Below are 24,250 nucleotides of genomic sequence, written 5' to 3' on the forward strand. Positions count from 1 at the left end.
AACAAAATGGAACCAAGTTCATTATTATTGTTATTAGCGATTGCAATTGGATTCATCTTTTTAGTTGTTTTATTAACATTTGTGCCGGTTATGCTATGGATTTCTGCATTGGCGGCGGGGGTAAAAATTAGTATCTTTACATTGATCGGTATGAGATTACGTCGTGTAATTCCAAATCGAATTATTAACCCGTTAATTAAATCATACAAAGCTGGTCTAGATGTGACAATCAATCAGTTAGAAAGCCACTACTTAGCTGGGGGTAATGTTGATCGTGTTGTAAACGCACTTATTGCGGCTCACAGAGCAAATATTGAACTAACATTCGAACGTGCGGCTGCAATTGATTTAGCTGGTCGTGACGTTTTAGAAGCTGTTCAAATGAGTGTAAATCCTAAGGTAATTGAAACACCGTTTATTTCTGGTGTTGCGATGGATGGTATTGAAGTAAAAGCAAAAGCAAGAATTACAGTTCGTGCAAATATTGATCGTCTAGTTGGGGGTGCGGGTGAAGATACGATTATTGCCCGTGTTGGTGAAGGTATTGTAAGTACGATTGGTTCCCAAGTTGACCATAAGAAAGTATTAGAAAACCCAGATATGATTTCTCGTACTGTGTTAAGTAAAGGTTTAGATGCTGGTACTGCATTTGAAATTCTATCTATTGATATTGCTGACATTGATATCGGTAAAAACATCGGAGCAGTTCTTCAAACAGACCAAGCTGAAGCGGATAAGCGAATTGCTCAAGCAAAAGCTGAAGAAAGACGTGCGATGGCAGTTGCAAATGAACAAGAAATGGTTGCACGTGTACAAGAAATGAGAGCAAAAGTTGTTGCTTCTGAAGCCGAAGTACCTCTTGCACTTGCTGAAGCACTACGCTCAGGTAATATGGGTGTTATGGATTATATGAATTTAAAGAACATTATGGCTGATACAGATATGAGAGATTCGATCGGAAAGCTAAACGATGTGAAAGAAGATGAAAATAAATAATAGTCTCTTCCTAAGGGAGGTGCTTTAAATGGGAGAGTTTTTACCTTTACTTGTTGCTGTAGTGATAGGTTTGATCACAACGTTTTCAAGGATGAAAGGGCAAAGCCAAGGTAATTCAGGGAAGCCAATGATGCCTCCGCAATTAGACCCGATGCATCCGAAGCATTTTGAGAATAAAATGCCGCAAAAAACGGAAGTCCCAATGAAAAGCACTTTTGAGCATACAAGTAAACCATCTTTACAAAATGAGACATCTGTTCATAGTTTTGAAAATACACATGTTGCTTCGAAGAGAGTCAATCAACAAGAGGATAAGAAAGTAAATGAACCGATTGTTTCAACTTCTACGCTAAAAAACTTGAATAAAAAGAAATTGATTGAGGGAGTAATCATGGCAGAGGTTCTAGGACCTCCACGTGCACTAAAACCCTTACGATCAAGTCATACAGGAAGACTGCCTAAATAGGCAGTCTTTTTTTTCATATACTCTCAAAAAACTATAGCTAGGTCAATTGTCAAGCACATTACTTACATACTCCAGAAAAAAAGCAGTGATACGTGAGCGCGCTTTAACATAAATATGAGATGAAAGGGGGTCCATTTATGAAGAAATTCAAAACAAAAATGTCAAGATGGCTAACAACAAAGATGGAACTTCCGGCTGATGTGATGATGGACTTACCAAGAATTACAATGATTGGTCAACTACATATATATATAGAAAATCATCGGGGGTTACTTTCGTTTTCGGATACTGAATTAAGACTATTGCTTAAGCAAGGACATCTTTTAATAAAAGGTAATTCATTTGTGATCAAAACGATTTTGCCTGAGGAGATTTTATTAGAAGGGAAAATACAACAAGTTATCTATATAGATCAAGCTTAAATATCTGGGGGGAGCGTTATTTTACTATGAAGAATCAATGGACAATCTTTTTTTCTGGTCATGTAAAAGTAAAAATTGTAGGAAAAGGAATCGAGCGTTTTATTAATCAGTGTGTTCGAGAGAATATTGTAGTTTGGGAAGTGACAAGACTAACAGATTTTTCCATCACATGCTCCCTTCATCTTAAAGATATACATAAGCTAAGAAGAGTTGTAAGAAACAGTAGTTGTAAACTAACGTTTGAAGGAGGGAGAGGACTTCCTTTCCTGTTCCAAAAAGCACTTTATAATATTGGATTCGTCGCAGGGGCAATTAGTTTCATTTTTATTTTATTTATATTATCTAATATGGTTTGGGGTATTGAGATAGAGGGTGCTGAGCCTGAAACAGAATATAAAATCCGTAAAGAATTAGATGCAATTGGAGTTGAAAAAGGAAAGTTTCAATTTGTACTTAAGGATGTTAATGAAATTCAAAAACATTTATCAGAAACCATTAACGCGATAACCTGGGTAGGCGTGGAGTTAAATGGGACGACCTATCATTTTCAAGTTGTCGAAAAGACACAACCAAAAGAACAGGAGTTTTTCAGTCCAAGACACTTAGTAGCTAGAAAAGAAGCCGTCATTTCAAATATGTTTATTGAGGAAGGGCAGGCTGTTGTTACAGTCAATGATTTTGTCAGAAAAGGGGACTTGCTTGTTTCTGGATTTATTGGAAAAGAGGGTCAAACGGAAGTTGTTAGTGCTAGAGGAAAAGTGATGGGAGAAACATGGTGGGATGCCAAAGTAGAGGTACCATTAAAAACAACACTTAATGTGTTAACCGGTAAGACAAAGACAACTCATTATTTTCAGTTATTCAGTTTAAATATTCCATTCTGGGGCTTTGGAAAACACGAGTTTAAACAAGTGGAAACAACATATCAAGAAAAACCATTTTATTTTATAAGTTGGAAACTGCCAATTGGGTATAATAAAAAAATAATTAGAGAAAGTGAAACTGTTGAAAGAACTTACACGAAAGAAGAAGCAATAAAGGTTGGTATAGAAGATGGGCGAAAAGATCTAAAGAAATCATTGAGTGAGGATGCAGTTATTAAAGGTGAAAAGATTTTACAACAATCTGTAGAGAGTGGTAAAGTAAAATTATTACTACTGTACAATGTCATTGAAGAAATATCAGCAGTTCAACCAATCATTCAAGGAGACTGAGGAATGCCAGAACAATTCATAACCATAAACCAGCAATTAGATAATCCTAATGAAGCAATTGCGTTATTCGGAAATCAAGATTCGCACTTGAAAAGAATGGAAGAACTTCTTGGCGTAACGATTGTAACAAGAGGAGAGTCTGTTCTTGTGTCAACTGATTCAGAAAAATACGAGCTTGTAGAAGATATCTTAGCTGGACTACTTCAAGTTATACGTAAAGGGATCTCCATTACAGAAAGAGATGTTATTTACGCTATTCAACTAGCAGAAGAGGGGAAAATTGATGAATTTCTTCATTTATATGATGAGGAAATTACGAAAAATGCACGTGGCAAATCAATTAGAATTAAAACATTAGGTCAAAGGCAGTATATAAATGCAATAAGAAAAAATGATTTAGTGTTTGGTATTGGTCCTGCAGGGACTGGGAAAACGTATCTAGCGGTTGTGATGGCTGTAACAGCATTGAAAAATGGGTTTGTAAAAAAGATCATATTAACAAGACCAGCTGTTGAAGCAGGGGAGAGCCTGGGTTTCTTACCTGGTGATTTAAAAGAAAAGGTTGATCCATACTTAAGACCTTTATATGATGCCTTGCACGATATTCTTGGTCAGGAGCATACACTCAGAATGATCGAAAGAGGAACAATCGAAATTGCCCCCTTAGCTTATATGCGGGGACGAACATTAGATGATGCTTTTGTTATTTTGGATGAAGCACAAAACACAACGGCTGCACAAATGAAGATGTTTTTAACAAGACTAGGCTTTGGTTCGAAGATGGTCATTACAGGTGATGTATCTCAAGTAGACTTACCAAAAGGGATCCAGTCAGGTCTTGCAGTGACTCAAAAAATTTTAAAGGGTGTATCAGGACTCTCATTCATCTATTTAGAACAATCTGATGTAGTTAGACACCCATTAGTCCAAAAAATTATCCAAGCATATGAAGAATTAGACTGATTATTTGAACTCAAAAAAGCCCTTAGTAGGGGCTTTTTTTGTTCAATAGATCGTAACGATACGGATAGATTTCCTCGGATGTATACTATGGATTTGTTTTATTATAAGTTTTATGATGAACATACCGAAAGCACTAGGAAATTAATGGGTTTACATGTTATTCTTGTACTAAAGCAATAAAGGGCGTTAAAGGAGGAAAGCTCCATGACAAACTGGAAGAAAATACTGACTTATTTTGAAGCCTTTAAAAATCAGTACATATTATTAACTGGATTATATATATTATTTGCACTTGTTTTGTTCTTTGCAATGTTCAGTAATATACGTCCTGAAAAGTTAAACTTAGTACGATTTTCAGAAGCCGAAAAGACAATTGTATCGCCTGAATTAATATTAGATGAACACAGTACGTCACTTAAGAAAAACGAGGCGATGGAACTAGTAAGTGATGTGTACTCGTTAAAAAAGGATTATGCTCAAAATCAAATTGATATGATCGACGCTGTGTTTAAAGGTATTTCAGAAGTCGAGGAGAAACTATTAACTCAACTAGAAGCACAGTCTTCTGACACTGAAGAACAAACACTGTCTAAAGAAGACCAACTAGCTCAAATACCAGTTAAGGAAAAGATTGAAATACTGAATACGATTTTGCCAGAAGAAGTGCAAATACATAAAGAAGTATCAAGTGAAGCATTAGGAGCTTTCTTTGCTGCGACTCCTGAGCAACGAGTTGTGGCACGGGATAGCGCTGTAACTGCTGTTAATAATATCATGTCAAAACGCATTGAAATTCCAGAAATTGATGCTGCAAGGCAAAAGGTCGAAAGTGAACTAAGATATGTTAATATCAGTTCAACACTTAAGTCTGCATTAACAGAGCTCTGTAAACTTGCAATAGTACCGAATGTAGTATTTGATAAAGAAGCAACAGAAGCAGCTAGACAAAATGCAAGTGATGAGGTTGAACCAATTTATATTTTACAAGGACAAATTTTAGTAAGAGAAGGCGAAAAAATTACGCAGGAAATATATCGCCAACTAGGTTTAGCGGGTTTATTAAAAGATAAAGACACGAACCTACCTTTCATCGGGTTAGCCATCTTAATATTACTTCTGATTAGCTCTAAATACTTTTATTTTAAAGATACAAAAACAAATGAGTTAAAATATACGACGATCTTTATCCTCATTTGTTCCATTACCATTATATTGATGAAGATTATTAGCTTATTTCCTAAAATCAACTATTCTGATATTGGATATGTCGTACCGATTGCAATGGGAGCTATTCTAATTAAACTATTGATTAATGAACGGATTGCTTTACTTTCCAGTATGATATTTTCTATTTGTGGCAGTATTATCTTTAACGGAGGTATTTCCGGTACATTTAATTTTTCAATTGGCATTTATTTTCTAACTAGCTGTATTGCGGGGATTATTTTCCTTGGAAAACATAATCATCGTTCTAAAATTTTACAAACAGGTCTACTAGTTGGGATCATCAACTTTATTTTAATATCTGCCCTAGTCATGTTGAAAAATAGTGAAATTGTTAGCTTGCAAGCAGTCTCCTATTTCACAATGTCATTATTTTCAGGGATGATTTCAGCGGTGCTAGCGATAGGCTTAATGCCATTTTTTGAAACTGGATTTGGAATTTTATCATCGATGAGATTAATTGAACTCTCAAATCCGAATCATCCTTTGCTGCGAAAAATATTAACGGAAACGCCTGGCACGTATCATCATAGTGTTATGGTTGCTAATTTATCAGATGCTGCTTGTGAAGCAATTGGAGCGAATGGACTATTAGCTCGTGTTGGTTCTTATTATCATGATATTGGTAAGACGAAGAGACCGCGTTTCTTTATTGAAAACCAATTAAACATGGAAAATCCACATGATAAAATTTCGCCACAATTAAGTAAAACCATTATTGTTTCCCATGCAACTGACGGAGCAGAAATGCTAAGACAACACCGTATGCCGAAAGAAATTGTTGATATCGCCGAGCAGCACCATGGAACGACACTATTAAAATATTTTTATCACAAAGCATGTCAAAATAGTGAAAAAGAAGTGATGGAGTCAGAGTTTCGATATGCAGGTCCAAAGGCAAGGTCAAAAGAGGCAGCAGTTATTGGAATTGCTGATAGTGTAGAGGCGGCAGTTCGTTCAATGAATTCACCGTCACCACAAAAAATCGAAAGTATTATTAATAACATTATTAAAGACAGACTTCAAGACGGTCAATTTGATGAATGTGATATTACCATGAAGGAATTAGATACCGTTGCAAAGTCACTATTTGAGACATTACAAGGAATATTCCATTCAAGAATTGAATACCCAGAAGTTACGAAACAGAAGGTGAAAGAAGCATGACATTAATGATTGATTTTATGGATGAGACAAATGATATGAAAGAAGAGGATATTCTATTGCTTGAAAGGCTGCTAGAAGTAGCTGCAAGACTAGAAAAGGTTTATGAAGCCGAGGTTAGCGTTACGTTTGTAGATAATGATCGCATTCAAGAAATAAACAGAGAATATCGTGATAAAGACCAACCTACTGATGTGATTTCCTTTGCAATGGAGGAATTAGGAGAGGGAGAAATTGAAATTATAGGTGACTCTATTCCTAAACATTTAGGTGATATTATTATTTCTATACCAAGAACTATAGAACAAGCAGAAGAATATGGACATTCATTTCATCGAGAATTAGGATTTTTAACTGTCCATGGTTTTCTTCATTTGCTTGGGTATGATCATATGAATGAAGAAGATGAAAAGAAGATGTTTACTCGTCAAGACGAAATATTAGCTGAATTCGGATTAGTAAGATGAACCGTTCTTGGAATCGATTTATTCATAGCTTTAAGTATGCAAGTATGGGGATTATTCATGCTTTAAAAACAGAACAAAACATTCGAATTCACTTGTTGGCAGGGATTATCGTCTTTATACTTGCATTTATCGTAAAAGTATCAGCTATTGAATGGACCATTCTGTTATTACTAATTTCAGGAATAATTGTACTGGAGCTTGTCAACACAGCAATCGAGCGCACAGTTGACCTTGCGACAAATAAAGAGTATCATTTGTTAGCAAAACAAGCTAAGGATCTTGCAGCTGGAGCAGTCCTCGTCTATGCTGTTACCGCTATCATAATAGGACTCATTATTTTTGGTAAGGCCATAATGAAGTATATTAATCCGTTATAAGATCTCACTAGTTTAATTTTTTAAATTTTCTCACTATTTAACGTGAAATTTTGTGCATTTTAAGGTAAAATAAAGGTATGAAAGAAAGGAAGTATTACATGAACAAGGATCAATTAATTACAGCAGCGAAAGAAGCAAGAGAACTAGCATATGTTCCTTACTCAAAGTTCAAAGTTGGTGCAGCCCTTTTAACAAAGGATGGAAAAGTATATAAAGGATGTAATATTGAAAATGCAGCATATAGCATGACAAACTGTGCAGAACGAACTGCCCTTTTTAAAGCAATCTCAGAGGCTGATAAAGACTTTACAGCTATTGCAGTAGTTGCAGACACTGAAAGACCTGTTCCACCTTGTGGTGCATGCAGACAAGTAATTTCTGAGCTTTGTCCGAGTGATATGAAGGTATACTTAACTAACCTGAATGGGATCGTTGAGGAACTGACTGTTGCGGAATTGCTACCTGGTGCATTTTCAGCGGAGGATATGAAGAAATGATAATTGAAGGTTATAAATCTGGGTTTGTCTCTATCATTGGGCGACCAAATGTAGGGAAATCCACCTTTTTAAACAAGGTAATTGGTCAAAAAATTGCCATCATGAGCGATAAGCCACAAACAACGAGAAATAAAATTCAAGGTGTATACACCGAAAATGAAGCTCAAATTGTCTTTATTGATACACCTGGTATTCATAAACCAAAGCATAAGCTTGGCGATTTTATGATGAAAATTGCAACGAACACACTTAGAGAAGTGGATATCATATTGTTTATGGTAAATGTCGAGGAAGGTTTCGGAAGAGGCGACGAGTTTATCATTGAGAAACTAAAAGAAACAAAAACACCGGTATTTTTAATTTTGAATAAGATTGATAAGGTGCATCCAGAGGATCTTCTAACAGTCATTAACGATTACAAGGATCTTTATCCATTTGCAGAAATCATACCTATTTCTGCTTTGCAAGGAAATAACCTTGAGACACTTCTTGGACAAATAAAAAAGTATTTGCCAGAAGGACCACAATATTATCCTGAAAATCAAGTGACAGACCATCCTGAGCGCTTTATTATTACAGAGTTAATTCGCGAAAAGGTTCTTCATCTAACAAGAGAAGAAGTACCTCATTCAATTGCTGTTGTGATGGATTCTCTCGAAAAAAGAGAAGGTGGAAACACAATTTATGTAAGCGCAACAATCATTGTGGAACGTGCTTCTCAAAAGGGAATTATTATCGGCAAGCAAGGATCCATGTTAAAAGAAGTAGGAAAAAGAGCTAGAACCGATATAGAGGCTTTACTCGGTACTAAAGTATTTCTAGAACTATGGGTTAAGGTACAAAAGGATTGGCGTAACCGCTTATCTAATTTACGAGACTTCGGATTTAGAGAAGACGAATACTAAGTAAAATTTTACAAAATTTAATTCACATGAAAACAGGGTAGAAAGGTCATCATAAATGCTAAGGAATTGGATTTAGTAGTTGCTAGTCGAAAATAAGAAAGGTGGGGTTCTTATGTTACATTTTACTTGGAAAGTGTTTAGCGAGACAGGTAACATCGATACGTACCTTCTTTTTAAAGAGCTTGAAAAGGAACATGAAAAAAGAACCGATGAATTTAGTGAAGACCTAGCAGAAATTGATTCTCCAATCTCCTGACCTCTCTCTTTTAGTTTGAAAGGCGGCAGGAATTGCTTCAGAAAGTAGAAGGGATTATAATCAGAACAACAAATTATGGTGAAACAAATAAGATCATTACTTTGTTCACTCGAGAGCTTGGCAAAGTTGGTGTAATGGCAAGAGGAGCGAGAAAGCCAAGCAGTCGATTAGCCTCTGTTTCTCAAATTTTCACGTATGGTTATTTCTTAATTCAAACTGGCTCTGGGCTTGGCACCTTACAGCAAGGTGAGAGCCTATCTAGTATGAAGCATATCAAAGAAGATATTATTTCGACTGCCTACGCTTCCTATCTTGTTGAATTGACGGATAAGGCTGTTGAAGATCGAAAAGTTAATCCATACTTATTCGAATTACTATATCAATCACTTAATTATCTAAATGAAGGCTTGGATACAGAAATTATTACCATGATCTATGAAATTAAAATGTTACAGGTAATTGGACTTTATCCACACTTAACTAGTTGTGTAAGTTGCGGTGTAACAGAAGGGCGATTTTCCTTCTCTATTGGCCAAGGCGGGCTTTTGTGTCATGATTGTAAAAATAATGATACACACCGTATTGATATTTCTCCTGCAACGGTAAGACTTTTACGTTTATTTCACTCTTTCGATTTAAATCGATTAGGCAATATATCTGTAAAAGATGAAACGAAGAAAGAGCTTAAAACTGTCATATCTCGGTTTTATGATGAGTACTCAGGACTTATGTTAAAGTCTAAACGCTTTTTAAATCAGTTAGATTCATTTCAAACTCCATAATAATTATGTACCACTCTTCAAAAATATAACACGTAAAGACAACCCTCGGTTAGATTGTAACCAGAGGGTTTAATTTTTACAGTTTTAGAAAGTATAAAAGTTTGAGTGTATCTTTTGTATTTGTGTATTCTTAATTCAGCTCCAACACCCATCCCACCTGAGGTCAAATATAGTGAAACTCCATCAGCGAATTTCTGATGGTTATTTGAATAAATCGAGGTCTACTGGCGGCGATATGAAGTACTAAATTAATTTACTAGGGCAGTAATTACCGCAGTTAGACCGGGATAATCCGGTGAGAAGTAAAGGGAAGTGCAACTTTTTATTCTCTCCGGAACATTCGCTGTGTCTGAGGCTCTAAGACGTTGCGCCATGAGCTTTTTGTTCCTGAGGTATTTTATCTATTTTTGCCATTATTCAGTTCCAATTATTTTTAATAATAGCCAAGTTTAAACGAAATGATATATAATAATTATAAAAAGTATGTCACAATGGGCTGTTTTTTATAAGGTGGTGGAAACAATCGAACTGAATAAACGTCAAGAACTCATAATACAAATTGTAAAAGATAACGGACCGATCACAGGAGAAAGCATAGCTGATCGCTTGAATTTGACTCGTGCTACTTTAAGACCAGACCTTGCAATTCTTACAATGGCAGGGTATTTAGACGCAAGGCCAAGAGTTGGATATTTTTATACTGGTAAAACAGGATCACAATTACTAACCGAAAAAATAAAAAAAATTAAGGTTAAAGAATATCAATCGATTCCAGTTGTTTGTGATGAAAATGTCTCTGTTTATGATGCGATTTGTACGATGTTTTTAGAAGATGTCGGAACATTATTCGTTGTAAATAAAGATGGCATATTAGTTGGAGTATTATCAAGAAAAGATTTACTACGAGCAAGCCTAGGTAAACAAGAACTTACGAATATTCCAGTGAACATTATTATGACTCGAATGCCGAATATCACAGTTTGCCTAAAAGAAGACTTAATTGTTGATGTTGCAATTAAACTAATTGAAAAGCAAATTGATGCTGTTCCTATCGTAAAAGAGACAGAAAAAGGGTTTGAAGTTGTAGGTAGATTGACAAAGACAAACATTACAAAGGTATTAGTAGACCTCGGAAATGATGAGATGATCTAAAGGATGGAGGGAAGTTATGGGTAAAAGAATTATTTATGTTGTGTCTGACTCTGTAGGAGAGACGGCAGAATTAGTAACAAAGGCAGCCGTTAGTCAATTTCAATCGTTAAATAGTGATTTTCGAAGAATTCCTTTCATCGAAGATAAATCAACTTTAAAAGAAGTTGTTACATTAGCAAAAGTTAATAAAGCAATTATTGTTTTTACTCTTGTTATTCCTGAGCTTAGAGAATATTTAATAGAAGAAGCGAGTAATGAAGGGGTAGAAGCAATCGACATTATCGGTCCATTAATTGATAAAATACAATCGTCAACGGGAATTCAGCCGTTATGTGAACCTGGAAATGTTCGCAAATTAGATGAGGAGTATTTTAGAAAGGTTGAAGCCATTGAGTTCGCTGTTAAATATGATGATGGAAGAGACCCAAGAGGAATCTTAAGAGCGGATATTATTTTAGTTGGTGTTTCAAGAACATCCAAAACACCTCTATCTCAATACCTAGCACATAAACGTTTAAAAGTAGCAAACGTACCAATTGTTCCAGAGGTAGATCCTCCTGAAGAGTTATTTAAGGTACCAGCTTCAAGATGCTTTGGACTAAAAATCAGTCCTGATAAACTAAACGATATACGTAAAGAGAGACTAAAAGCTCTAGGGTTAAACGATCATGCAAGCTATGCGAATATTGAACGAATAAAAGAAGAGCTTCAATATTTTGAAAAAGTTTCATCGAGGATTGGTTGTAAAGTTATTGATGTTTCGAATAAAGCTGTAGAGGAAACGGCAAACGTAATTATAAACATGTATCAATCCAATCATCAAATGTAAACACGCTCATATAACGCGTGTTTTTATTTTTTAACGAAAAGGAATCAATGAAAAAATAAAAAAAACAATAGATTTAAGTACAAACGTATAATATAATATATATTTATGAGAAAAAAGAGTAAAAAGAGGTTTAGACTTAGGGAAATACGAATAAACTAACTGTAGAGCATTTGTCAAGAGGCTATTGTAATATTTAATATAATACGGTGTCTTCTTCAATCAGTATAATATAATGATATTCATTTTCGGTTAATGAGAACACTAAGGTGGACTTCTGTTGTTATATCGCAGGAATTAGGCAAGTTTTTCAGTTTCTCATCATGCTTTCTGAAGTAGTAAAAAGTTTTTGAAAGACTATGACCATCATTTAAAATCACCTTTTGTTTTAAATTATTGTTCGATAAAATTCAGAAAGTTAAAACATCAAATCGTTTGAAGGATTCTGCGGAGGGATGTAGAATAGTGAAATATGACGAAAAAAAGCTATCAAGTATTTGTTGACGCTGATGCGTGTCCTGTAAAAAGTGAAATTCTGCACATTGCAAATACATATCAAGTTGAGGTAACATTTGTCGCCTCATATTCTCATGTAATGACTAATAAAATGGGTGGAAAATGGATATACGTGGACACTGGAAAAGAAGAAGTAGATATGTACATTGTCAATCATAGTAAAAAAATGGACATTGTGATTACACAAGATATAGGTCTTGCAAGTCTTTTACTTCCGAAAAAAATCATCGTCATCTCTCCAAGAGGGAAACAATATCTCGAGAATACAATAGATCTTGCTTTAAACATGAGGTATATCTCTGCTAAGGAAAGGAGAAAAGGACATCATTCCAAAGGTCCAAGTTCTTTTACAGATGCTGACAGGGTGAATTTCTCTTCGAATTTCGAAAAAATTTTGTCGAATCTTGAAGGAGAAACGGACTTCGTATAGAAATAATAACAATGGAGTTGTTAAAGAGTGAATCGAATTTCTGAAGATGTTATCGAAAAGATTCGCAATACAATAGACATTGTAGATGTTGTAAGTGAATATGTTCAATTGAAGAAACAAGGCAGAAATTATTTCGGTCTATGTCCGTTTCACGGTGAGAATTCACCATCTTTTTCTGTGTCAACAGAGAAGCAAATATACCACTGCTTCGGATGTGGAGCAGGCGGAAATGTTTTCTCCTTCTTAATGGAAATTGAAGGATTATCATTTCTTGAGAGTGTTAAACTCGCAGCAAAACGGACGAATGTAGAGCTTCCAGATACTTTAGAAACTCATCAGACGACTAATCAATCGTCTCGCGCGTCCAAAATGATAGAGGCTCATGAACTCTTAAAGAAATTTTACCATCATTTGCTTGTAAACACAAAGGAAGGTGAAAAACCTTTAGAATATCTTATTAATAGAGGAATCACCCGAGAGACCATCGATACATTTGGAATTGGGTATTCACCATCTTCTTGGGATTTTGCGACAAAATTCCTGCAAAAAAGAGGATTTTCATTAGAACTTCTCGAACATGCAGGTATTACGATTCGGAATCATGAGGGAAAGCACTTCGATCGATTTAGAAATCGTGTCATGTTTCCATTATGGGATCTACAAGGTCAGGTAACTGCATTTAGTGGAAGGATTATTGATTCTGGTGAGCCCAAATACTTAAACAGTCCTGAAACAGAAATCTTTCATAAAGGCAAAAATTTATATGGTTTTCATTTAGCTAAATCCCATATTCGAAAAAAGCAACAAGCAATTTTACTTGAAGGCTTTATGGATGTAATCTCTTTACACCGGGCCGAGTTACCTTTTTCAATCGCGACGATGGGAACGGCATTAACGGATGATCAAATAAGAATTATAAGACGTAACGTAGATCACGTTACGGTTTGTTTTGATTCAGATAATGCTGGTATAGTAGCTGCATACAAAGCTTCTTCTCTTTTAAGGGCGGCGGGCTGTGAAGTTAGAGTAGCATTAATGCCAGAAGGACATGACCCTGATGACTATATTAAAAAGTTTGGACCTGAAAAGTTTAGAACAAATGTAATAGGGGCAAGTTTAACATTGATGGCCTTTAAATTACAGTACTTTAAGCGAGGAAGAGATCTTCAAGATGAAGCGGACAGAATCTCGTATATAGATGAGGTTCTTAAAGAAATCTCGGCTTTAAGTAAGCCTGTAGAACGGGATCATTATTTAAGGCAATTGTCTGATGAGTTTTCTATCTCTCTTGATGCGTTAAAATCTCAAGCCTATCAGCAATATAAGCAACAAAAAAAGAGGGATAATGTACCTTCATCAAGAAATAATATATCTACTAGACCAACAATGCAGTCAAAAATGCGGCCTGCATATCAAAATGCAGAACGGTTGCTTCTCGCTCATATGTTGAGGAGTCAAGAAGTTACAGAAAAGGTTCAACAATCCTTACAAGGTTTGTTTAACATAGAGGAACATAGCGCTATTGCGGCTTATCTTTATGCTTTCTATGAGGATGGCCATGCTCCAAGTGTGAATGCTTTTATAAGTCGTGTTGAAGAAAAAGAACTACAGCGAATCATATCTGAGCTTTCTATGCTAAACATCAATGAAGATATCTCGCAACAAGAATTAGCAGATTACATAAAACAGGTGTTGAATTATCCTAAATTGTTAAAGATAAAGGAAAAGGAACAAGAACGAAGAGACGCTGAACGGAAACAAGAATTTGTTCAGGCTGCTCAAATCCAAATGGAAATACTTCAAATGAAAAAAGAACTAAAGTAACTTACTTGTAATTAATCGGAAGGAGGGGATCTTATGGCTGAAAAACCAGCTCACTCTAAAGAAGTAGATACAGAAGAATTAACCCTTGACCAAGTCAAAGAGCAACTAACTGCTCTAGGTAAAAAACGTGGTGTACTTACGTACGAAGAGATTGCAGAAAAGATGTCTGGATTTGATATCGAATCTGATCAAATGGATGAGTACTATGAGTATCTTGGAGAGCAAGGTGTTGAGATTCTTGGTGATGGAGAAGAAGATCCTAATATAAATCAATTATCAAAAGACGAAGAATTTGACTTGAACGACTTAAGTGTTCCTCCAGGTGTCAAAATAAATGACCCTGTGAGAATGTATTTAAAAGAAATTGGCCGAGTAGATCTCCTTTCTGCAGAAGAGGAAATTGAATTAGCAAAGAGAATTCAAAAGGGTGATGAGGAAGCAAAGCGCCGTTTAGCAGAAGCTAACCTTCGTCTTGTTGTAAGTATTGCAAAAAGATACGTAGGCCGAGGTATGTTATTTCTTGACTTAATTCAAGAAGGTAACATGGGACTAATTAAAGCAGTAGAGAAATTTGATTTCGAAAAGGGCTTCAAATTTAGTACGTATGCAACGTGGTGGATTCGTCAAGCGATTACAAGAGCAATTGCTGACCAGGCAAGAACAATTCGTATCCCAGTTCATATGGTTGAAACGATTAATAAATTAATCAGAGTTCAACGTCAATTATTGCAGGATCTTGGGAGAGAACCTACTCCAGAAGAAATTGGAGAAGATATGGATTTAACGCCAGATAAGGTTAGAGAAATCCTAAAGATTGCTCAAGAACCAGTATCTTTAGAAACGCCAATTGGAGAAGAGGATGATTCACATCTAGGTGATTTCATTGAAGACCAGGATGCTACCTCACCATCTGAACATGCTGCTTATGAGCTACTAAAAGAACAACTAGAAGATGTTTTAGATACATTAACAGATCGTGAAGAAAATGTTTTACGTCTTCGATTTGGTTTAGACGACGGTCGCACAAGAACATTAGAAGAAGTAGGGAAAGTGTTCGGTGTTACTCGAGAACGTATTCGTCAAATTGAAGCTAAGGCGCTAAGGAAACTAAGACATCCTAGCCGAAGCAAACGATTAAAAGATTTCTTAGAATAGAATACTATTTACATGAACTAGTTTACTTCTTACAATGAAGTAGGCTAGTTTTTATTTTATGTTGGCTATGTTTCTGATTTGTTGATAACCATAAACAGAGCCTTTATGTAAATTTAAGGGGAAATTATGAACGATATTAGAAAACAGATTATTATTAAAGAAATTGAATATTGGAAGCGAAACCGCCTTCTGCCTGAACAATATTGCAATTATTTACTTACATTATATTCAGAAGGAGAGCATGAAACAAGCGAACGTAATATTAAGCAATTTGAAAAGCTACGTGTGATGAGTCCTATAATATTGCTATTTTTATTACCTGCTTTGTTTCTTTTTATTTATTTTAATGAATTGTCTTTCGGTTTGCAAATCGTTTTGCAGTCCGCAATCGTTTTTTTCGCTGTACTTCTAGCTCTTTACCATTCAAAAAGGAAGAACCAATTATACTTTACGTTTTATACAATCCTTACCCTTTTACTTTTTTTTATTGTAACAATAGACATAATAGAGGCGTTATTTCGTGGTGTACCTTTTCTGATAGAAGGTACAGTTCTGATACACTGTGCTCTTTGGTACGGCGTTGGTAAGAGGTCAAATATAAGGTTACTAGAAATATCAGGTATTATTGGTATCGTATTTTTAATTGCTTCCATACTGTATAAATTATTCAATTCATAATTTACAATAAGTAAAAAAGGTTTCAAATGTTGTGAAAATTCATGTCTTTACCTTATAATAGATAATGTAAACGCATTCATTACTTTCAGGAGGGGAAGACATGAACTTTGATTTAACGGAAGAGCAACGAATATTGCAGAAAATGATTCGTGAATTTGCAAATGAAGAAGTTGCTCCGGGTGCTGAGAAAAGAGATAAAGAAAAGCAGTTCCCGAAAGAAATTTTTGATGAGTTAGGCAAATTAGGTATGATGGGACTGCCGTTTCCAGAAGAGTATGGAGGAGCAGGTGCCGATACGATTAGTTTTGCGATTGTTGTTGAAGAATTAAGTAGAGCCTGTGGATCAACAGGTATTACATATTCAGCTCATATTTCCTTAGGTGGAGCTCCAATTGCAATGTTTGGTACAGAGGAGCAAAAACAAAAGTATTTACCACAGATTTGCTCTGGTGAGTCATTAGGTGCCTTTGGACTAACAGAGCCTAATGCTGGTTCTGATGCAGGTGGTACCCAAACGACTGCTATAGAAAGTGGCTCAGATTTTATTATCAACGGGAATAAATGCTATATAACAAATGCTAGTTATGCAAAATACTTAGCATTAACAGCAATTACAGGTCGAGACGGAGATAAGAAGGAAATTAGTGCTATCATCGTACCGACAAATACTCCAGGTTTCACAGTAATTGATAACTATGAAAAAATGGGACTGCATTCTTCGAATACAACTGAATTAGTACTTGAAGGTGTTACCGTTCCACAAGAAAACCTATTAGGTAAACGTGGAGAAGGATTTAAACAATTTTTGGCTACTCTTGATGGTGGACGAATTGGTATCGGTGCAATGGCAGTTGGTATTGCACAAGCTGCCTACGAAAAAGCATTAGCATATGCACAAGAACGAAAGCAGTTTGGTTCTCCAATTTCAAAGTTTCAGGTTATCTCTTTCAAGTTAGCAGATATGGCTATGAAAATTGAATTAGCTCGAAATATGGTTCACAAAGCTGCGTGGTTAAAAGACCAAGGCAGACCATTCGCGAAAGAAGCGTCTATGTGTAAGCTATATGCTTCCGAAATTTGTATGGAAGTAACGAGTCAAGCAGTTCAGATTCATGGTGGTAATGGATACATGCGTGATTATCACGTAGAACGCTACATGAGAGACGCAAAGCTTCTTGAAATCGGAGAAGGTACCTCTGAAGTTCAACGTATCGTGATCGCACGTGAAATTGGCTGTTAATAATGGATAAACTTCATCTCCGGATGAAGTTTTTTTGTCTATTTCGTGAATTTACGTCGATAGTTGTACTTTAGGTCTTTTACTTCTTACAATTTTCAAGTAAAATAGAGTTTGTTTGTATAAAATAATAGTATAATTGGTCAATTGACTACAAAAGCCATAGGTGGACATAGTACTCATATTAAGAGATAATCACTTTATGGATGCTTGAATTTACATAAGGAGGATAACCAGATGAATCGTAATCCATTAATTCCCTTTGCACTTATTGCATTTTTAGGAATTGGTCTAATGTTTCTATTTTCATTCGTAGGGCTTGATAACGCGGATGAAATGGCAAACCCAGGCGAAAAGAAAGAGGCAGTAGCTTCTACACCAGAAGATTTATATAAGCAAAGCTGCTTAAGCTGTCATGGTGATCAATTACAAGGTGTAGTTGGACCAGCTCTTGCGAACATCGGAAGCCAATATGATGTTGCACATATTGAAGACGTCATCGTAAATGGTCAAGGATCAGGCATGCCTGGAGGTCTTGTAAACGCTGAACAAGCAAAAGCATTGGCTGAATGGTTAGCTGAAAAGAAATAGTTGTCTAAAAGGTTTTTGCTGTTAATGCAAAAGCCTTTTTTATTGTTTAGGAAATTATAAAATCAATCACTTGTGTATAACTATGTGTGGGTCGTTATAATCTAGCTCCAGCGCCCAGCCCGCCTGATGTCAAATAACCCGAAGAGAAGAAAAGGGAAGTACACCCTTTTAATCTCTTCGGAACATTTGCTGTGCCTGAGGCTAAACGGGGCGCTTGCGCCTTTTGTTCTTTTATGTTATATGTTCAAATGATACCGTTAGTTGAAACCATACAGTGAAAGGATTATGATGATTGTAGAGAGATATAGGTGGTGTTTATAAATGAATGAACTAAAATTATCAAAACGATTAGAAACGGTAGCAGAAGCCATTCCATTTGGATCTACTTTAGCAGATATTGGCTCCGATCATGCTTACCTCCCGATATACTGCAAGTTAAATGGAATTGTACGTTTTGCTATTGCTGGAGAGGTAGTAGAAGGTCCGTTTCAAACAGCGAAGAATCAAGTTGAACGTTTAAATTTACAAAATTCAGTTGAAGTTCGTAGAGGTGACGGACTCGAGGTTATACAACCAGGAGAAGTAGAGGTTGTTACAATTTGTGGTATGGGTGGAGCTCTTATTACATCCATTTTAGAAAGTGGTAAACATAAGCTTGATGGCGTAAAACGAATCATCTTACAGCCCAATATAATGGCAATAAATATTCGGAAATGGCTGATTGAGAATAATTGGGCATTACTTCAAGAGTTTATTTTAGAAGAGGATGGTAAGATTTACGAAGTTCTTGTTGCTGAAAAAGGCAATTCAATACACTCCTATACGTCGGGTAACCTTGAGACAGAACTATTGCTTGGTCCATTTCTCATGCAAGATAAAAGTGAAGTGTTTATTAAGAAATGGACATCAGAAAAGAAAAATTGGGAACGTGTCTTATCTGAATTACAAGGAGCAAAATCTTCTGAGGAGGTTCAAGCTAAACAAGAAGAAATAAAAAATCTGATTCGAATTGTTGAGGAGGCAATTTTCTAATATGGTAAAAGTGCCGAATGGTTATGAAGTCATACACATGTTTGAACAGTTTTCTCCATTGAGTCTTGCAATGGAGGATGACCAATTTGGTTTGCAAATTGGTACGCTGAATAAAAAGATACATAATGTAATGGTCACTTTAGACTTGCTAGAAAATGTTGTTGATGAAGCTATTGACAAGAGTATTGATTTAATTATTTCTCATCATCCTCCCATTTTTAGACCAATTAAACATATTCGAACAGATTCAACTTCTGGAAAGATTATAGAAAAGTGTATAAAACATGATATTGCTGTTTATTCCGCTCACTCCAATTTAGATATTACTGTAGGTGGTGTTAATGACCTACTAGCAGAAGCATTAAAATTAAAGGATGTTGAAATCCTTTCGAAAACATATGAAACAAAATTAAAAAAGCTAGTTGTGTTCGTTCCAGTAGCTGATGAAGATAGAGTTCGTGAAGCGTTAGGTAATGCTGGTGCAGGGCATATAGGCAATTACAGCAATTGTACGTTTAATGCTTTAGGCACTGGAACGTTTTTACCTGAGAATGGATCAAATCCTTATATCGGCCACCAAGGTAGGGTAGAAAGAGTGGAAGAGGTTAGGATTGAGACAATCTTCCCAGAGTCGATTCAAAAACAAGTAATTAGAGAAATGCAAAAGGCTCACCCCTACGAAGAAGTTGCTTATGATATTTATCCAGTTGAGAACATTGGTGAAGCTTATGGGTTAGGAAGAATAGGCCATTTAGAGAAATCAATGACGCTTGAAGAGTTTGCAGAATTCGTTAAAACGTCCCTTGATGTTGAGGGAGTTAGAGTTGTTGGCGATGTAAACGCCAAGATACAAAAGGTTGCGGTTCTCGGTGGTGATGGGAACAAGTATATAAAACAAGCTCACTTTAAAGGAGCAGATGTATTTGTAAGTGGTGATATATATTACCATTTAGCACATGATGCAATGGGGCTAGGTTTAAATATAATTGATCCAGGACATCACATCGAGAAAGTAATGATTAAAGGTGTAGCAAAGATTCTTGAGAAAGAGTCGAGCCGTAAAAACTATGATGTAAAAATTCATGAATCAAAAGTAAACACTAATCCTTTTAAATTTATATAACAAAATAGCATCCCGAGGGATGCTATTTTGTTTTTACTTTAGGTAATATTTTGTGAAGGGGAACAGATGGTTTCTTTTCCCACGTAGCTTCATTAGTTGGATCATACTGTTCTAAGAAGTTAATCACTTCTTTCGTAATAGGTGTCGGAGTGGAGGCGCCAGCTGTAACGGCAACTGTTTTTACGCCTTCTAACCAATCTAGCTGAAGCTCTGATATATCTGAAATACGATACGCTTTCGTACCTGCAATCTCTACAGAAACTTGAGCGAGGCGATTTGAGTTATTACTTTTTGGGTCGCCTACTACAATTGTTAGTTCTGCTTGTTTAGCCTGTTCTGCAACTGCTTCTTGTCTAACTTGAGTCGCAAGGCAGATTTCCTTATGGACCTCTACATATGGGTACTTAACTTTTACTTTTTCCATAATTGCCTGAACGTCCCATTGACTCATTGTTGTTTGGTTCGTAACAATAATTTTTTCGCTAGTGATGTTTAACTTTTCAACATCCTCAGTTGTTTCGACTAAGTGAACGATTTTAGGTGCAATACCAACTGCCCCTTCTGGCTCGGGATGGCCTTTCTTCCCGATATAAATAAACTCGTATCCTTCTGTCCTCTTATTTCTTATTAAGTCATGTGTTACAGTAACATCAGGACAAGTTGCATCAATTGTAGTAAGTCCTTTTTCTTCTGCGATTTTTCTAACCTCTGGTGATACTCCGTGTGCTGTGAAAATGACGGTGCCTTGATCGACTTGCTTTAGAATCTCTAAGCGATTTGGACCGTCTAACGTAATAATACCTTCTTCTTCAAATGCATCAGTCACATGTTTATTGTGAACAATCATACCAAGAATGTAGATAGGACGAGGTAGATTTTTATCTAAAGCAGCGTTCCTTGCAATGACCATTGCATCGACTACACCATAGCAGTAACCTCTAGGTGCAATTTTGATTACTTCCATCGAATGTCCTCCCCTTATTTAAGACAATACTTTTCTATGACAGTAGGAATTGTTTTCTTATTATTTAATCCTACTTTTATTATATAGTAAGAGAACATAGGTGACAAAAAAGAAAATTGGTATTAAATATATAATCTTGGTTTTGATCTTTGTTTGGTAACTGTAACAAGTTCTTCCTCTTCTTCAGTTGGAACCTCTAGTTCTTCTTCAATTGATTGCACGTCTGTTTCTGTTTCCTCATCATCTGAATTGATTTCCTTATAAAGCTTTATTAAAGTTGGTAAATTCTTAACCATTGGGCCATATTGCTGAACCATCGGGCCAACTTGGTTCGCAACACCCATTACTTTTTGTATATTTGAGAACATTCCAGATGCAGCTTCAGGATTTAACAGATTCTTTAAAAAACCGCCTGAACTGTTTTGAATCGTTTGACCACCAATAATAGGGTTCATCCCCATCCTTGAATTATTTTTAGAGAATAGCTTAGAAAGCAACCCTCCTCCGCCACTGGCACCTCTTTGAGGGAACTGTCTTGGCATCTGTTGGAATGGTCTCGGTCCATAATATGGATTCATCGGTCGCATCGGCATTCTTGGTCCTCTTGGAAACATGTTCATACCTCCTTGTTTTTACTAGTCATTTATACAATATGCGTGTAATCACAGAAAGGTTTGAAAGAATAAGTACAAATAGGCTTCATACATGGAAATATCGTTTATGTTAAACTATAATAAGAAGATGTGTGGCAAGAATGAGATTGTCATAACCATATGAGGTGAAAGAATGAAGAAAAATCAATTTGAGCAATTTGGATTTAAGCCGTTTATTATAGATGCCTTAGTACAATTGCAATTTTACAAGCCAACTGAGATTCAAGAAAGAATTATTCCTTCGATACAACGAGGGGAAAGTGTAATTGGTCAATCACAAACAGGAACAGGAAAAACACATGCGTTCTTACTACCGATTATTAACAAAATTGATCCTGAACGAAACGAGGTTCAAACAGTTATTACGGCACCTACGCGTGAGTTAGCACAACAAATTTATGAGGAAGTTCAGAAGATCATTGCTCATGAACCTAGTATTTCAGCGAAGATATTTATTGGTGGAACAGATAAGCAACGAACCATCGAAAAATTAAAAACACAGCCACACATTGTTGTAGGTACACCAGGGCGTATTAATGACTTAACGAAAGAACAGGCATTATTTGTTTATACAGCCGGTTCACTCGTTGTTGATGAAGCAGACTTAATGCTAGATATGGGCTTTATTCAGGATGTAGATCAAATCAGTGTGAAAATGAAGGAAAATCTTCAATTACTTGTCTTTTCTGCAACGATTCCTGAAAAATTAAAGCCATTCTTAAAAAAGTATATGGAAAATCCAAGATATACGCATGTTCAGCCGAAGCAATTAACGGCGGCTAAAATTGAGCACCATATCATACCATTGAAACACCGAAATAAAATTAAACTATTAGCAGAAATTTGTCAGTCAATTAACCCGTATTTAGCCATCATTTTTACAAACACGAAAAAAATGGCGGACTCGGTTGCTAACGGCTTAGGTGAACACGGAGTGTCAGTTGGAGTTATTCATGGTGATTTGGCGCCTAGAGATCGTAAAAAAATAATGAAGCAAATTAATGATGCAGAGTTTCAATTTGTTGTGGCCACAGATTTAGCAGCCAGAGGAATTGATATTAAGGGTGTTAGCCATGTTATCAACTTTGAGATTCCGTCAGATTTAGATTTTTATGTTCACCGAGTAGGAAGAACTGCACGTGCTGGACTGTCAGGACAAGCTATTACCATTTATGAGCCTTCAGATGAAGATGCTTTAAATAAATTAGAAAAGATGGGCGTTACTTTCTCTCATACTGATATCAGGGGAACAGAATGGGTTGAATTAGGCGCTAGAGATAAAAGAAGAAGCCGTAAAAAAGAACTTTCTGAAGTTGATAAGAAAGCAAAAAGCTTTATTCAAAAACCTAAAAAGGTAAAGCCAGGTTATAAAAAGAAAATGCAATCAGATACTGAAAAATATAAAAAGAGGCTAAAGAGAAAAGATTCTAGATAGGGAGTAGGGGGAAAATATGCTTAAAATTGGTTCTCATGTATCCATGAGTGGAAAAGATATGTTATTAGCTGCAAGCAAGGAAGCAGTTTCCTATGGTGCAAATACATTTATGATCTATACAGGGGCACCTCAGAATACGCGCAGAAAGAAAATAGAAGACTTAAATATTGAAGCTGGACTAGCTCATATGAAGGAGCATGGAATAGACGAGATTGTTGTTCATGCTCCGTACATTATTAACATAGGTAATACACAAAACCCTGATACTTTTGAGCTTGGTGTACGTTTCCTTCGCTCTGAAATTGAACGAACAGCAGCTCTTGGTGCGAAGCAAATCGTTCTTCATCCTGGTGCTCACGTGGGAGCGGGTGCTGATGCCGGCATTAAAAAAATAATTGAAGGATTAAATGAAGTATTAGATCCATCCATTGACGTTCAAATTGCATTAGAAACAATGGCTGGTAAAGGTTCTGAGTGTGGTCGTTCTTTTGAAGAAATCGCACAAATTATGGATGGAGTTACTTATAATGAGAAGTTATCAGTTTGCTTCGATACTTGCCATACACACGATGCTGGTTATAATATCGTGGAGGACTTTGATGGTGTTTTAAACGAGTTTGACAAGATTGTAGGTATTGACCGCATAAAGGTCCTTCATATTAACGACAGTAAAAATGAGCGAGGAGCTAGTAAGGACCGACATGAAAATCTTGGATATGGACATATTGGATTTGATGCATTAAATTACATTGTTCACCATCCATCTTTACTGTCAGTACCGAAAATACTTGAAACTCCTTATGTTGGTGAGGACAAAAATAGCAAGAAACCACCTTACCAAGTTGAAATTGAGATGTTACGAAATAAAGAATTCAAAAATTGGATTGATTAATATTAAAAC

At 36.0% G+C, this 24,250-nt stretch carries 26 protein-coding genes; 24 read left to right on the top strand and 2 right to left on the bottom strand.

Annotation, left to right across the window (positions count from 1 at the left end):
* The first annotated feature begins 6 nt into the window (after positions 1 to 6).
* From floA to JR050_RS16550, 22 genes are all read left to right on the top strand, one after another.
* Entirely contained in the window at positions 7 to 996 is a 990-nt protein-coding gene (floA, locus tag JR050_RS16445) for a flotillin-like protein FloA (protein WP_204204664.1), read from the top strand.
* A gap of 28 nt (positions 997 to 1,024) precedes the next feature.
* The gene (locus JR050_RS16450; protein WP_204204666.1) at positions 1,025 to 1,462 is read left to right on the top strand and encodes a hypothetical protein; all 438 of its coding nucleotides are present in this window, start codon (positions 1,025 to 1,027) and stop codon (positions 1,460 to 1,462) included.
* Positions 1,463 to 1,599: 137 nt separating this feature from the next.
* Positions 1,600 to 1,884 (top strand): sporulation protein YqfC, encoded by a 285-nt coding sequence (yqfC, locus tag JR050_RS16455; RefSeq protein ID WP_149218449.1) that lies wholly within the window; start codon positions 1,600 to 1,602, stop codon positions 1,882 to 1,884.
* A gap of 26 nt (positions 1,885 to 1,910) precedes the next feature.
* Positions 1,911 to 3,098 carry a sporulation protein YqfD gene (gene yqfD, locus JR050_RS16460; RefSeq protein WP_204204668.1) on the top strand — a complete coding sequence of 396 codons (1,188 nt, stop codon included), beginning with the start codon at positions 1,911 to 1,913 and terminating at the stop codon, positions 3,096 to 3,098.
* Positions 3,099 to 3,101: 3 nt separating this feature from the next.
* Complete coding sequence (locus JR050_RS16465) at positions 3,102 to 4,061, top strand: PhoH family protein (protein WP_204204669.1); 960 nt, start codon at positions 3,102 to 3,104, stop codon at positions 4,059 to 4,061.
* 204 nt (positions 4,062 to 4,265) lie between these two features.
* Positions 4,266 to 6,452 carry an HD family phosphohydrolase gene (locus JR050_RS16470; protein WP_204204670.1) on the top strand — a complete coding sequence of 729 codons (2,187 nt, stop codon included), beginning with the start codon at positions 4,266 to 4,268 and terminating at the stop codon, positions 6,450 to 6,452.
* Positions 6,449 to 6,916 (top strand): rRNA maturation RNase YbeY, encoded by a 468-nt coding sequence (gene ybeY / locus JR050_RS16475; RefSeq protein ID WP_204204671.1) that lies wholly within the window; start codon positions 6,449 to 6,451, stop codon positions 6,914 to 6,916. The genes JR050_RS16470 and ybeY overlap by 4 nt, the downstream gene beginning before the upstream one ends.
* Positions 6,913 to 7,293, top strand: a complete 381-nt coding sequence (locus tag JR050_RS16480) for a diacylglycerol kinase family protein (RefSeq protein WP_204204672.1) — start codon at positions 6,913 to 6,915, stop codon at positions 7,291 to 7,293. Before ybeY ends, JR050_RS16480 begins: the two co-directional genes overlap by 4 nt.
* 98 nt (positions 7,294 to 7,391) lie before the next feature.
* Entirely contained in the window at positions 7,392 to 7,790 is a 399-nt protein-coding gene (locus tag JR050_RS16485; RefSeq protein WP_204204675.1) for a cytidine deaminase, read from the top strand.
* Positions 7,787 to 8,695: a GTPase Era gene (gene era, locus JR050_RS16490; protein ID WP_204204681.1), complete on the top strand. Its 909-nt coding sequence runs from the start codon at positions 7,787 to 7,789 to the stop codon at positions 8,693 to 8,695. Before JR050_RS16485 ends, era begins: the two co-directional genes overlap by 4 nt.
* 112 nt (positions 8,696 to 8,807) lie before the next feature.
* Positions 8,808 to 8,951 (top strand): YqzL family protein, encoded by a 144-nt coding sequence (locus JR050_RS16495; RefSeq protein WP_149218456.1) that lies wholly within the window; start codon positions 8,808 to 8,810, stop codon positions 8,949 to 8,951.
* Between the two features lie 32 nt (positions 8,952 to 8,983).
* Positions 8,984 to 9,733 (top strand): DNA repair protein RecO, encoded by a 750-nt coding sequence (gene recO, locus JR050_RS16500; RefSeq protein ID WP_204204682.1) that lies wholly within the window; start codon positions 8,984 to 8,986, stop codon positions 9,731 to 9,733.
* Positions 9,734 to 10,246: 513 nt separating this feature from the next.
* Positions 10,247 to 10,885, top strand: coding sequence for a transcriptional regulator CcpN (ccpN, locus tag JR050_RS16505; RefSeq protein WP_204204719.1), 639 nt, complete (start codon positions 10,247 to 10,249; stop codon positions 10,883 to 10,885).
* 16 nt (positions 10,886 to 10,901) lie between these two features.
* Entirely contained in the window at positions 10,902 to 11,714 is an 813-nt protein-coding gene (locus JR050_RS16510; protein ID WP_204204684.1) for a pyruvate, water dikinase regulatory protein, read from the top strand.
* 469 nt (positions 11,715 to 12,183) lie between these two features.
* Positions 12,184 to 12,657: a YaiI/YqxD family protein gene (locus JR050_RS16515; RefSeq protein ID WP_204204685.1), complete on the top strand. Its 474-nt coding sequence runs from the start codon at positions 12,184 to 12,186 to the stop codon at positions 12,655 to 12,657.
* 27 nt (positions 12,658 to 12,684) lie between these two features.
* The gene (dnaG, locus tag JR050_RS16520; protein WP_204204686.1) at positions 12,685 to 14,481 is read left to right on the top strand and encodes a DNA primase; all 1,797 of its coding nucleotides are present in this window, start codon (positions 12,685 to 12,687) and stop codon (positions 14,479 to 14,481) included.
* Between the two features lie 33 nt (positions 14,482 to 14,514).
* A complete protein-coding gene (rpoD, locus tag JR050_RS16525) occupies positions 14,515 to 15,636 on the top strand; it encodes an RNA polymerase sigma factor RpoD (protein ID WP_149218462.1) in 1,122 nt (373 codons plus the stop codon).
* 126 nt (positions 15,637 to 15,762) lie between these two features.
* Positions 15,763 to 16,314 carry a hypothetical protein gene (locus JR050_RS16530; protein ID WP_204204687.1) on the top strand — a complete coding sequence of 184 codons (552 nt, stop codon included), beginning with the start codon at positions 15,763 to 15,765 and terminating at the stop codon, positions 16,312 to 16,314.
* 100 nt (positions 16,315 to 16,414) lie between these two features.
* Positions 16,415 to 17,554 (top strand): acyl-CoA dehydrogenase family protein, encoded by a 1,140-nt coding sequence (locus tag JR050_RS16535; RefSeq protein WP_204204694.1) that lies wholly within the window; start codon positions 16,415 to 16,417, stop codon positions 17,552 to 17,554.
* Between the two features lie 234 nt (positions 17,555 to 17,788).
* Positions 17,789 to 18,142, top strand: a complete 354-nt coding sequence (gene cccA / locus JR050_RS16540; RefSeq protein ID WP_204204696.1) for a cytochrome c550 — start codon at positions 17,789 to 17,791, stop codon at positions 18,140 to 18,142.
* A 321-nt stretch (positions 18,143 to 18,463) separates the two neighbouring features.
* Positions 18,464 to 19,174, top strand: a complete 711-nt coding sequence (locus JR050_RS16545) for a tRNA (adenine(22)-N(1))-methyltransferase (protein ID WP_204204698.1) — start codon at positions 18,464 to 18,466, stop codon at positions 19,172 to 19,174.
* 1 nt (position 19,175) lies between these two features.
* Entirely contained in the window at positions 19,176 to 20,297 is a 1,122-nt protein-coding gene (locus tag JR050_RS16550; protein ID WP_204204701.1) for a Nif3-like dinuclear metal center hexameric protein, read from the top strand.
* 22 nt (positions 20,298 to 20,319) lie between these two features.
* On the opposite strand, the gene JR050_RS16555 is transcribed toward JR050_RS16550, so the two are convergent.
* Both JR050_RS16555 and vrrA read right to left on the bottom strand, forming a co-directional pair.
* Positions 20,320 to 21,261: a 4-hydroxy-3-methylbut-2-enyl diphosphate reductase gene (locus JR050_RS16555; RefSeq protein ID WP_204204702.1), complete on the bottom strand. Its 942-nt coding sequence runs from the start codon at positions 21,259 to 21,261 to the stop codon at positions 20,320 to 20,322.
* Between the two features lie 122 nt (positions 21,262 to 21,383).
* On the bottom strand, positions 21,384 to 21,875 hold the full coding sequence (gene vrrA, locus JR050_RS16560) for a VrrA/YqfQ family protein (protein WP_204204704.1): 492 nt from the start codon (positions 21,873 to 21,875) through the stop codon (positions 21,384 to 21,386).
* A 172-nt stretch (positions 21,876 to 22,047) separates the two neighbouring features.
* Between vrrA and JR050_RS16565 the strand changes: the two genes are divergently transcribed.
* Together JR050_RS16565 and JR050_RS16570 are read left to right on the top strand one after the other, a co-directional pair.
* Positions 22,048 to 23,349, top strand: coding sequence for a DEAD/DEAH box helicase (locus JR050_RS16565; protein WP_204204705.1), 1,302 nt, complete (start codon positions 22,048 to 22,050; stop codon positions 23,347 to 23,349).
* A 16-nt stretch (positions 23,350 to 23,365) separates the two neighbouring features.
* Positions 23,366 to 24,241: a deoxyribonuclease IV gene (locus JR050_RS16570; RefSeq protein ID WP_204204706.1), complete on the top strand. Its 876-nt coding sequence runs from the start codon at positions 23,366 to 23,368 to the stop codon at positions 24,239 to 24,241.
* Positions 24,242 to 24,250 lie beyond the last annotated feature (9 nt).

Source organism: Bacillus suaedaesalsae (assembly GCF_016890225.1).
Classification (GTDB): Bacteria; Bacillota; Bacilli; order Bacillales; family SA4; genus Bacillus_BS; species Bacillus_BS suaedaesalsae.

Coding starts and splice junctions, on each gene's coding strand:
- floA (WP_204204664.1), top strand. CDS start 7: ATGGAACCAAGTTCATTATTATTGTTATTAGCGATTGCAATTGGATTC.
- JR050_RS16450 (WP_204204666.1), top strand. CDS start 1,025: ATGGGAGAGTTTTTACCTTTACTTGTTGCTGTAGTGATAGGTTTGATC.
- yqfC (WP_149218449.1), top strand. CDS start 1,600: ATGAAGAAATTCAAAACAAAAATGTCAAGATGGCTAACAACAAAGATG.
- yqfD (WP_204204668.1), top strand. CDS start 1,911: ATGAAGAATCAATGGACAATCTTTTTTTCTGGTCATGTAAAAGTAAAA.
- JR050_RS16465 (WP_204204669.1), top strand. CDS start 3,102: ATGCCAGAACAATTCATAACCATAAACCAGCAATTAGATAATCCTAAT.
- JR050_RS16470 (WP_204204670.1), top strand. CDS start 4,266: ATGACAAACTGGAAGAAAATACTGACTTATTTTGAAGCCTTTAAAAAT.
- ybeY (WP_204204671.1), top strand. CDS start 6,449: ATGACATTAATGATTGATTTTATGGATGAGACAAATGATATGAAAGAA.
- JR050_RS16480 (WP_204204672.1), top strand. CDS start 6,913: ATGAACCGTTCTTGGAATCGATTTATTCATAGCTTTAAGTATGCAAGT.
- JR050_RS16485 (WP_204204675.1), top strand. CDS start 7,392: ATGAACAAGGATCAATTAATTACAGCAGCGAAAGAAGCAAGAGAACTA.
- era (WP_204204681.1), top strand. CDS start 7,787: ATGATAATTGAAGGTTATAAATCTGGGTTTGTCTCTATCATTGGGCGA.
- JR050_RS16495 (WP_149218456.1), top strand. CDS start 8,808: ATGTTACATTTTACTTGGAAAGTGTTTAGCGAGACAGGTAACATCGAT.
- JR050_RS16510 (WP_204204684.1), top strand. CDS start 10,902: ATGGGTAAAAGAATTATTTATGTTGTGTCTGACTCTGTAGGAGAGACG.
- JR050_RS16515 (WP_204204685.1), top strand. CDS start 12,184: ATGACGAAAAAAAGCTATCAAGTATTTGTTGACGCTGATGCGTGTCCT.
- rpoD (WP_149218462.1), top strand. CDS start 14,515: ATGGCTGAAAAACCAGCTCACTCTAAAGAAGTAGATACAGAAGAATTA.
- JR050_RS16530 (WP_204204687.1), top strand. CDS start 15,763: ATGAACGATATTAGAAAACAGATTATTATTAAAGAAATTGAATATTGG.
- JR050_RS16535 (WP_204204694.1), top strand. CDS start 16,415: ATGAACTTTGATTTAACGGAAGAGCAACGAATATTGCAGAAAATGATT.
- cccA (WP_204204696.1), top strand. CDS start 17,789: ATGAATCGTAATCCATTAATTCCCTTTGCACTTATTGCATTTTTAGGA.
- JR050_RS16545 (WP_204204698.1), top strand. CDS start 18,464: ATGAATGAACTAAAATTATCAAAACGATTAGAAACGGTAGCAGAAGCC.
- JR050_RS16550 (WP_204204701.1), top strand. CDS start 19,176: ATGGTAAAAGTGCCGAATGGTTATGAAGTCATACACATGTTTGAACAG.
- JR050_RS16555 (WP_204204702.1), bottom strand. CDS start 21,261: ATGGAAGTAATCAAAATTGCACCTAGAGGTTACTGCTATGGTGTAGTC.
- vrrA (WP_204204704.1), bottom strand. CDS start 21,875: ATGTTTCCAAGAGGACCAAGAATGCCGATGCGACCGATGAATCCATAT.
- JR050_RS16565 (WP_204204705.1), top strand. CDS start 22,048: ATGAAGAAAAATCAATTTGAGCAATTTGGATTTAAGCCGTTTATTATA.
- JR050_RS16570 (WP_204204706.1), top strand. CDS start 23,366: ATGCTTAAAATTGGTTCTCATGTATCCATGAGTGGAAAAGATATGTTA.